The sequence below is a fragment of the Streptomyces sp. NPDC059256 genome (assembly GCF_042753785.1).
Classification (GTDB): domain Bacteria; phylum Actinomycetota; class Actinomycetes; order Streptomycetales; family Streptomycetaceae; genus Streptomyces.
On the sequence record NZ_JBHYZO010000045.1, the window covers coordinates 1 to 9,349 of the forward strand.

Below are 9,349 nucleotides of genomic sequence, written 5' to 3' on the forward strand. Positions count from 1 at the left end.
GGTGGTGTGCTCCGTCTCGGTCATGTCGTCGACTCCTCTCGGACCCCGGCGCCGTCGTGTCGTGCGACGACACGTTCGTACAGAGCCGTCACCTCGGGCCTGCCCAGGGCGAGGGTCTCGGCGATGGTCGTATAGAGCCCCTCGTGCCGCACCGGTGTCCGAGGCCGTGAGGACAGGGCGCCCAGCGTCAACTGGAACGTCTGGAACCGCTCGGTGGGGGGCCTGCGCAGCAGTTCGTAGTCGGCGAACGGCTCGCGCCCCGTGTCGCGGAGCGGATCGGTGAGCAGGTCGGCGAGTGCCACCGCGTCCAGGAAGGCGAGGTTGAGTCCCTGTGCTCCGAGCGAGTGCACCCCGTGGGCGCTGTCGCCCATCAGCGCGAAGGGGCCACGCTGCCAGCGCACCGGGCGGATCACATGGTGGTGTATCTCCGCTACCTGGTCCCAGTCGGTGACGTGTTGTTCGAGCAGCCCTTCCCGACCTGGCAGCGCGGGCGCCAAACGCTCCCGAAGCGCCTGGACGCCGCGGGACCGCACCTGTTTCCACTCCTCGGGGTCAGCGGCCCACATCACGGTGAGCAGTCCGCCCGCGACGGGCATCGTCGCGAGCAGGGTGCCCAGCGCGTCCCGATGGGCGGTGATCCGTTCGGGCCAGTCGCCCGGCAGGGGCAACTCGGCCATGATCAGCGGACGGTCGAAGGCGCGGACGTCCGCTTCGATGCCCGCCAGGTTCCGCAGCGCGGAGAACTTTCCGTCGTTGGCGATGAGGCGGCGACACTCCACACGTCCCGGCGCACCGCCGCGCTCCACAGAGAGGACGACGCCCTCGTCCCCGATGTCCAGCCCCTCCACTCCGGTGCCGGGCATCACGGTGGCGAGGGGTTCCCGGTCGAGCGCGTCCAGCAGGATGCGGGTCATGGCGCGCAGCGGCACGCTCAACGCGTACGGTGCTGCGCTGCCGGGTACCGAGGCGTACTCCACGGTGGAGTGACCGCCCGAGAGCCGGTGCTCATGGATGGCGCGGACCGGTTGCCCCTCCTGTGCGAACGCCGACAGAAGGCCCATTCGGTCGAGGAGTTCGAGGGACGGCGGCGACAGGAAGGGCTCGTGGGAAGCACCCTCGCGGTCCAGATGCTCACGCTTGTCGATGACGGTCACCGGGCGGCCGTTTCGGGCCAGGAGCAGTGCGAGCACCAGTCCGGCCGGCCCGCCTCCGACCACACAGCAGTCCGTATGGTGGGCGGTGTTGTCGTTCATGGGCGCGCTCCTCGTCGAGCATGGCCGCTCGGGGTGCGGACGGTCGTGTAGGACCCCCCGTAGCAGACCTGGGGCAGTGGGTGGAGTGGATTACGCCCGAGGGCCACGACCCGGCCGATCAACAGGTTGTGGTCCTCGACCTTGAGCAACCCGCGCAGTTCGCATTCGACCGCGCCGAGGGACTCGGCGGCGATCGGGATGCCGCCCGGGCGCAGTACGGCACCGAGCCGTCGCACCGCGGCATCGCCGACCGGGCGATCGGCGGCGGCGAACGCGGTGGTCAGATCGGTCTGCTCGGCGGCCAGGAAGCTGAGGGCGAAGGCGGGCTCGTCGTGGAGCCGCCGGTTGATGCGAGCGGAGTGGTGGACGGAGACCAGGACCAGGGGCGGGTCCAATGAGACGCTGATGACGGAGTTGACCGACATGCCCATCGCCTGGTCTCCACGGCCCGCGGTGAGCAGCGCGACTCCGGTGGGAAAGAGCCGCATACAGGCGCGCAGACTCTCGGCGTCGACGGGTCCGGGGGCCGTGCGTACGGGGCTCACCAGTACGTCACCGCCTTGTTCCAGTCTTCGCCCGCGCCGAACAGGTTCCGGGGCTTGACGAATTCGGGCTGCCGGGTGAGCGCTTCGATCGGGACGAGCGATCCGATCGGCACGCCGCGGATGCGGCAGTCGATGCCGAACCGGTCCCGTACCGCCTCGTCGAGTGCGTCCTCGGCGCCCCCGCGGTGTTCATCGGCGACTTCCAGCTCGATCTCCAGCGTGGTACCGGCTGCTCGGGCCCGCCAGAACATGACCCCCTGGTCGGCCAACCGGGTGTAGACCAGCCCTTCCAGCGCCGACTGGGTGATGCGGGTGCCGCCGAGCATGCAGCTGGTGGCGTCACGGCCCAGCACCTCGATCACGGGAAGCCGCCAGCCGCAGTCGCAGTCGGGGGTCGAGATCCGCACCTGGTCCTCCAGGTTGTAGCGGACCAGGGGCATGGCCTCGCGGTAGAGCGTGGTGATCGTCAGCTGGCCGGTGCCGGTCGCACTGCTGCGGCCGGTCGCGGGGTCGAGGACCTCGGCGACGAACCGGTCGGTCCACAGGTGCAGTCGCCCCTGTGCGCACTCGCCCGCGAGGCTGCCGGTCTCCGTCGACCCGTAGTCCTGTACGACGGGGACACCGCCCCACACGCGTTGGATCAGGTCGCGTCGAGCCGGGCTGAGGGGTTCACCGACGGCCATGATCCCGCGGAGTGCCGGGAAGTCACGGTCCGCACGCAGACCGGCCTCGCGTGCGGCGGCGGCCCACAACAGGCACTCGGTGGGCATGCACCAGGCCACGGTGACGTCCAGGTCACGCAGCAACTGCACGATCCTGGCGTGGGTGACGACCAGGGTGCGGTTGTCGGCGGGGATCACGGTGGCGCCCGTGTGGAGACCTGCCTGGTGTGCCTGGTGCCCCGTGGGGAGCATGGCGTACGGAGTGCGGACCAGCAGGGTGTCGGACGCGGTGAGGCCGATGCTGCTGCGGGTGAACCGGTCGACCACGTCGAGCCAGTCGCCCGCGGTGAAGAAGGAGGAGGTGGGGCGTCCCGACGTCCCGCTGGACTCGTGGTAGGTCGCCAGTCGCTCCCGGCTGACGGCGAGCAGCCCGAGCGGGTAGGCGGCCCTCAGGTCGTTCTTGGTGATGGTGGGCAGTTCGGTGAGGTCCTCAATCGTCCTCACCCGGGATGTGTCACCGAGCGTGCGCCGGTAGTAGGGCGCCTCGGCGGCCCACTCCAGTGCCTGCGGAATCCTTTCCTCCTGGAGGGCTCGGAGTTCGTCCGCGTCGTGCCACTGACCGACTCGGGGGAGTTCGAGCGCGGATGCCTTCGTCATGGGGCCTCTCCAATAAGACGGATCGCGTTCTCCCAGGCGATGAGGTTCCACTCGTCCGGCGGGATGTCGAGAGCCTCGAACTTCGCGAGTTCGACGGCCGGGGACTGGAGCGGGTACTCGCTGCCGAACAGCACCCTCCGCGGCCCCAGTCGGTCCATCGCCGCGCGGACGACACTCGTGTAGCCGCCGGAGGTCTCGAAGAGGATGTTGTCCAGCGGCTCGATCAGATCGATTCCGTAGAAGTCGAGGTCGCCCACTCCGGCGTGCCCCAGAACGAAGGTGACGTGCCGGTAGCGGCCGGCGAGGCGGACCAGGTCGCGGACGCCGAATCCGGCGCGCTGAAGACAGTGGAGGTACACGTGGTGGCCGATGTCGGCCGCCACCTCCACCAGGGCGCTGGTGCGCGGGTCGTTCAGGGGTACGCCATGGACGCCAGGGGCGAGTTTGAGCCCACGGAACTGGTGCGCCCGGGCACGGTAGGCGGAGGCGACCCGGTGGGGGTTCGCGAAGTAGAAGGGGATGAGTCGGCCGTCGGAGCGTGCGCACCCTTCGAGCACCGCGTCGTTGTGGGCGTCGCTCTCGATGTGCCCGCCCTCGATGATCTGACGGGAGAGCTGGTCCGGGCTGATGGCGGCACCGGCGACCACGATGGTCCTCTCGATGCCGTGGGTCTTCATCGAGGTGAGGATGCGTTCGGTCGCATCGGGTCCGGGTGCGAGATGCGCGTGTGCGTCAAGAATTCTCTGCTCAGCCATTCGCTCTGCCAATCGGTCTGGTGGGCTCGGTCGTAGCGCTCAGCCCCTGCGGACGCCTTTGGCCCGCATCAGGAAGTCGGTGAGGTAGCCGTCGTGCGGGACGTCCGGCGACTGCGAGCGGGTGGGATGGTGCCCGGTGTGGAGGGTGGCGATGGTGGGTTCGTCGGCGAGCTGTTCCAGGAGCCCGTCGGAGCAGCCGACGGCGGTCAGCACGAGCGTGTCGCGGAGGGGGGCGGTGCCGTCGCTCGCCGACCACGGAGCCACCCAGACACAGGGGTAGGGGAGTTCGACACCGAGTAGCGGAGAATCCGGACGGTCCACCAGGACGACCGAGGGCCGTAGCGCCGCGCTGCCGTCGCCCAACTCCGCCACCAGCCCCTCCTGGCCGAGGATCGTGCGCGCGGATCGGGCATGGCCCTGGAACGTCTTCTCCAGGGCACGGGCGACCGCGACCGGATAGACCGGGAGCACTGCCCGCTCGTCCTGGGGCAGCAGCGGGGGCAGTTCCGCCAGCCGTTCGGCGATCGCTCGGGCCACGGGCTCGGGGTCGGACTCGACCAGGACCGCGGTGGCGTTGACGCAGGCGGTTCCGCCGTCGTGGGCCACGGAGTCGACGACGGTGTCCAGCGCAGCGCGCACACCGTCCCGTCCCAGCAGCACTTTCGACCGTCCGGGGCCCTGGGTCAGCACCCGTGGGTCACCGCGGTGGCGGCGCACCGTGTCGTCCCCTCCGTAGACGATCGCGAGATCCGCCTCCCGGACCAGTTCATCGGCCACGCCGTGGGAGGTGGGCAGGAGCATCACCTCGTCCTCGTGGAAACCGGAGGCGAGCAGCGCAGTCACGAGGCGGTGCGGAGTGAACGGTTCGCGCCGTGACGGGCGCACGGCGACCCGGTAGCCGAGGGCGAGGGCTCCGAGCCAGTTGGCGTGCACAGCGGGGTGATTGCCCGGCGCGTTGACCACCAGTGTCCGACCGCGACGGGTCCACACCGCGCCGACACTGTCAGGCCGGAGGTCCGCCCAGCGAGCCGTCACACCGCGCGGGCGGCCGTACTCCACCGTGTGCGAGGCGTACGCGGCGGCATGGGCGAGTGCTCCGACAGCCGACCTGACCGCCGTCACCGGCAGACCTGAGACCCTGCACACCCGGTGGGTGTACTCCTGAGGTGTGAGACCCGCCAGCTCGTCCTCGGCGAAGCGTCTGCCCGCCTCGGCCAGCGCGCGGGCTCGCCGCTCGGGCGGTGGTGCCGCCGCACGCCGAAGGGCACCGAGGGCGCGATGGGCGAAGAGGGAGGGAACCAGGGCCAGTTCGGCCTGGAGTCGGCCGCTCACATCGATGACGGGTTCACGCAGTTGGCCGCGGTAGGGGCCCCGAGCGGCGAGGGCGTCCAGTTGGACGACGTCCGGCGTCGGTTCGCCGGGCGCCATCAGTAGACGCCTTCCACGATGACCTGGTCGTCGAAGGCCGGCGCCGGTGTGATGTCGGCCAGCGAGTCGCCGAGGACGCCCGGCGGCGGAGGTGTCCGGGTCGCCAGATCGCGCTCCAGGTTGTTGGGCAGCAGGACACCCCTGCTGATGTGGTTGATCAGCACCTGCCCACGCTCCCCGAACGGTACGGGGACCCTGTCCTGCGGCTGTACGACCTGGAAGGTGATGTAGGGCGCGTACGGATCGATCACACAGGGGCCGTCGGCGGAGGCCGTGAACCGCTCGTCGACTCCGCCGAGCATGGTGGTGCTGCCGTATCCGCCATGGAGTCGGACGTCGGGAAAGACCTCCTCGCGCAGGAGTCGACGGGTGTCCCGGTCCATGTGGGTGCCGCTCCACATGATGGTCTTGACCTTCTTGTTGATGAGTCCGACCAGTTCGTCGTCGCGTGCCATGCGTTCCAGGAGCGGAGGTGTCGCGCAGAGCACACCGACGTCCTGGGTCCTCAGGACATCGGCGCTCTGTTCCACCAGATGGGCCGAGTAGCGCGACGCCTCGTCAGTCCTGCCGTCGGCGATGCACCTGCGCACCCAGCGGGGGTCGAGGTCGATGGTGAAGACCAGGCCGCCGCGCAGCCGTGCCTGGCGTCGGACCAGCTCGCCGAAGAGGTGCGGACCCGTCGGCACGAGCGCCAGCCAGTCGACACCGCGGGGGTCGCCGCGCAGATCCATGTTCCGCGCCGTCCACGCGACGATCCGGTCGGCCCAGTCGGCGAGCAGGGGCAGGCGTTTCGGAGCGCCGGTGGTCCCGCCGCTCTCGTAGTAGCCGACGACGGCCCCGGCCCGGTCCCCGTATCCGCGGGGCACCAGGTCCGCAGCGGGCACGTCCCTCAGTTCGCGAGTGACGTCGGGAAAGAGCCGGAGGTCGTCGAAGGTGCGCACATCGCGACGCGGGTCGAAGTCCAGGCGCTCAGCCCGCTCCAGCCAGAACGGCGAACCCGTGGTCGAGCCGAAGTGCCAGTCCATGGCGGCGGCGATGAACTCCTCGGGCTCGACCGTGCCGTCGACGGGAAGGTCGAGTACCGACCTGCGGTCGTGTGACATGTCGCTCCTCATCTCGGGGACGTACCGGGCGACGGGCCCGCGTCGTGGATGTCCGGGGTCTCAGCGCTCGATGCAGAACTCGTCGATCGGATAGCCGACATGCCGGTCCTCGCTGGGCAGGAAGCCGAGGACGATGTCCCCGGGCTTGAGTTCGGTGCTGTTGAGCACCACGCCCTCGGGGCCCAGCACGCGGACGTGCCAGTCGTCCTGGAGGATCAGGTTGACCTCGACACCGCTCTCGCTCACCGCGGTTACCGAGATCAGCGGACGCGATTCGATCTTGACCCGACCGACGGTGACGACCCGTGTCCGCCCCTTGACGTCCACCGCGAGGATCTTGCCGCCGGACTTCAGCTCGCTCAGGTAGTTGGTACGGGCGTTCTTCGACAATGTGTAGGAGTGGATGGCCCCTGCATTGACCCGGAACGGTCGCGTCGGCATGTACGGCAGAGGGTGCGTCTCGCTGACGCACAGGATCATGCCCTTGGAGTACGAGCCCACCAGGATGCCCTCGTCCTCGGCGAAGTGGGTGCAGGTGTCCACACAGGCCCGTTCCCCCATCCCCACGTGCTCGGTACGGGTGACCTTCAGCTTCACCAGGTCCAGATCGGGTGCCTGTTCGGTCGCCGCGGCCTGTAGTGCGGTGGTGTCGCCGACCTTCTTCGGCGCGAGGAGGACCCCGTCGGACCCGTGTTCCAGGACACCGAAGATGATTTCGGCTTCCTCGACGTCCTGGGCTTCGGTGACGATGCTCCCGGTGGCCGACGCCGCCGCCGCGATCACGATCTCCAGGGGGATCTTCGTGGGGTCCCGGAACTTCAACAGGCTCACACCGCGGGTGCTCGCGGCCCGGCACGCCTCCTCCAGGGACGGCGCGTCGACGATCTCGACGAACTCGCCGAACTCCTTGTCCGGATACTCCAGGGCGTAGCTGTCCAACTCACCGTGGAGCCGGGGATCGATGATGACGAGATCGACGGCGTCAACGGCGTCGGGACTCGGCTTCTGGGCAGGGAAGAGGACCTTCTTCACAGTCGGGGGAAGGTCGACGAGGTCCTGTGCGTCGTCGGCCAGGACCGCCTCGACGCGCTGGTGCACCGCCTCCTGCAGAATGGCGGCCTTGTCCCCGTCCTTCGAGCGGATGTCGATCCAGCTGATCTTGCTCATACGAATTCTCCATCCCTGGTGCATGTCATCTGAAGGGCTTGATCTGGAGGGGCCCGCGGGCATCGGTCCGGACCGGTCGGGCTGCGCGGGGATGCGCACCGCGACCGGGGGTGCCGAGCGGTGGGGAATCGTGTGTCGAGGAGTTACGCGATCAACAGGACGGGCTCTGTCCCGTTGCCGTCGTGGGCTCCGAGTTGGAACTGCTGGTACAGGACGGTCACGGCGGACTCGACCCGCGCCCGGGGGACGAGATAGGTGGTGCGTGCCTGCGTCGTCGAAGCGCACTGCGCGGTGATACCGCTCTGCGCGAGCGCGGTGAGGGCCCGGGTCGTCAGTCCCGGTCTGCTCAGGAGCCCCACGCCCACGATCGACACCTTGGCGACCGAGCGCCGCGCCTCGATCGATCCGCCGTGGTCGCTGACGACTGTGGTCACCTCGCCGAGGACCCTGTCGAGCACGGCGTCGGGGATGCAGAAGGAGATGCGGAGATCGTCGGCGGGCTCCGACCACCAGGTGAAGGAATCGACCGGAATCTGAAGGCGGGCGAGCGCGTCTACCACGGCTATTCCACAGCCGTTTCTCACAATTATCTGCGCGATGTCCTTTTCATGGGTCACCGCGACGATTCCGGCCCGCCCTTCCATTGAATCCGCGTCCCGCATCCCTCTCCCCTTTCCGACAATGGTCGTCTGCTTTTCCCATCCGGCGGAGTTGCGCACCACGATGTCGATTTCATGGGCGGCGGCGAGTTCGACTGCGCGCGGATGCATGACACCCGCTCCCGAGAAGGCCGCTTCCGCCATCACATCGGCAGTGATCCAGGAAAGCAGTGGCGCATCGGGAACCACGCGCGGATCCGCCCGGTGGACGCCGTCGACATCGGTGTAGATCTCGCAGATCCCTATTCCCTGCCCGGCGGCGATCGCCACCGCGGACGTGTCAGAACCGCCGCGGCCCAGAGTGATCAACTCGCCTTGGGGGTTCAGCGCCTGGAACCCCGCGACCACGGCAACCCGCCCTTGGCCCAGAGTCTCCCGCAGGGGCAGCGGATCGACGGCGGAGACGACCCCCGCACCGTGGAGGCCATCGGCACGCAATCCCGCCTGCGGCCCCGAGAGCGACCGCGCGGGGACGCCGAGCTGGACCAGGGTGATGGCGAGCAGTGCGGCCGACTCCGCCTCGCCCGTCGCGAGAAGCTTGTCCATCTCCAGCGGATCGGGATAGGAACTCAAGTTCCCGGCGCTGTCGACCAACCGATCCGTGGTCTTTCCACGGGCGGATACGACCACGATGAGCGAGACGCCCTTTCGGTATGCCTGTGCCACCTGTTCCGCGACTGATGCCACCTGTCGATCGGTGGCCAGCGAACTGCCTCCGTACTTACGAATGGCGATGTCCACGCTTCTCCGTCCAGGACGTTCAAGCACGTACACGGGCACTCGTTCCCCGCGTTGAGAACATTAGAAGAAAGGCACTCCGAGGGGATCACTCAAACGCGCGATATTGGCAATGGAGCCGCGCGTCGAGGCCCGGGCGCCGGGTGCGGCGGCGCCGACGGTGTGCGGCACGAGGTCAGGAGGAGCCGGCGCGGGGGGCTGGGGGCGACATGTGGCGCCGAGGAGCGGTCCCGGGGGCGAGCGGATCTCCGGGTGCGGGGCCGGGTCGAGGGCGCTCGCACCGGGCCCCGAAAGGGCGCCGCCCACCCCCTCCGCGACACAACTGGCGCCCGAGCGCTTGACGTTGACATTAGTGTCAAGGCCCTACGGTCCAGCCATGGTT

The 9,349-nt window shown here is 69.0% G+C and carries 8 protein-coding genes; all 8 read right to left on the reverse strand.

The annotated features are described in order from the left end of the window. Positions 1–20: 20 nt before the first annotated feature. The 8 genes from ACFXJL_RS34640 to ACFXJL_RS34675 all read right to left on the reverse strand — a co-directional run bounded on the left by ACFXJL_RS34640 (position 21) and on the right by ACFXJL_RS34675 (position 8,970). Positions 21–1,253 (reverse strand): FAD-dependent oxidoreductase, encoded by a 1,233-nt coding sequence (locus tag ACFXJL_RS34640; RefSeq protein WP_384699448.1) that lies wholly within the window; start codon positions 1,251–1,253, stop codon positions 21–23. Then, positions 1,250–1,798, reverse strand: a complete 549-nt coding sequence (locus ACFXJL_RS34645; RefSeq protein ID WP_358882514.1) for a flavin reductase family protein — start codon at positions 1,796–1,798, stop codon at positions 1,250–1,252. Before ACFXJL_RS34645 ends, ACFXJL_RS34640 begins: the two co-directional genes overlap by 4 nt. After that, positions 1,795–3,117 (reverse strand): phenylacetate--CoA ligase family protein, encoded by a 1,323-nt coding sequence (locus ACFXJL_RS34650; RefSeq protein ID WP_384699451.1) that lies wholly within the window; start codon positions 3,115–3,117, stop codon positions 1,795–1,797. Before ACFXJL_RS34650 ends, ACFXJL_RS34645 begins: the two co-directional genes overlap by 4 nt. Further along, a complete protein-coding gene (locus ACFXJL_RS34655; protein WP_358882512.1) occupies positions 3,114–3,872 on the reverse strand; it encodes an amidohydrolase family protein in 759 nt (252 codons plus the stop codon). Before ACFXJL_RS34655 ends, ACFXJL_RS34650 begins: the two co-directional genes overlap by 4 nt. Positions 3,873–3,911: 39 nt before the next feature. Then, positions 3,912–5,300: an aldehyde dehydrogenase family protein gene (locus ACFXJL_RS34660; protein ID WP_384699454.1), complete on the reverse strand. Its 1,389-nt coding sequence runs from the start codon at positions 5,298–5,300 to the stop codon at positions 3,912–3,914. After that, positions 5,300–6,403 (reverse strand): phenazine antibiotic biosynthesis protein, encoded by a 1,104-nt coding sequence (locus tag ACFXJL_RS34665; RefSeq protein ID WP_384699457.1) that lies wholly within the window; start codon positions 6,401–6,403, stop codon positions 5,300–5,302. The genes ACFXJL_RS34660 and ACFXJL_RS34665 overlap by 1 nt, the downstream gene beginning before the upstream one ends. 60 nt (positions 6,404–6,463) lie before the next feature. Continuing rightward, positions 6,464–7,570 (reverse strand): 3-dehydroquinate synthase II, encoded by a 1,107-nt coding sequence (locus tag ACFXJL_RS34670; RefSeq protein ID WP_358882509.1) that lies wholly within the window; start codon positions 7,568–7,570, stop codon positions 6,464–6,466. A 143-nt stretch (positions 7,571–7,713) separates the two neighbouring features. Further along, positions 7,714–8,970, reverse strand: a complete 1,257-nt coding sequence (locus ACFXJL_RS34675) for an aspartate kinase (protein WP_358882508.1) — start codon at positions 8,968–8,970, stop codon at positions 7,714–7,716. Positions 8,971–9,349: the final 379 nt, after the last annotated feature.

Bases quoted from the DNA above. Each gene is read 5' to 3' on its own strand.
- ACFXJL_RS34670 (WP_358882509.1), bottom strand. From the start codon at position 7,570: ATGAGCAAGATCAGCTGGATCGACATCCGCTCGAAGGACGGGGACAAG.
- ACFXJL_RS34665 (WP_384699457.1), bottom strand. From the start codon at position 6,403: ATGTCACACGACCGCAGGTCGGTACTCGACCTTCCCGTCGACGGCACG.
- ACFXJL_RS34650 (WP_384699451.1), bottom strand. From the start codon at position 3,117: ATGACGAAGGCATCCGCGCTCGAACTCCCCCGAGTCGGTCAGTGGCAC.
- ACFXJL_RS34655 (WP_358882512.1), bottom strand. From the start codon at position 3,872: ATGGCTGAGCAGAGAATTCTTGACGCACACGCGCATCTCGCACCCGGA.
- ACFXJL_RS34660 (WP_384699454.1), bottom strand. From the start codon at position 5,300: ATGGCGCCCGGCGAACCGACGCCGGACGTCGTCCAACTGGACGCCCTC.
- ACFXJL_RS34640 (WP_384699448.1), bottom strand. From the start codon at position 1,253: ATGAACGACAACACCGCCCACCATACGGACTGCTGTGTGGTCGGAGGC.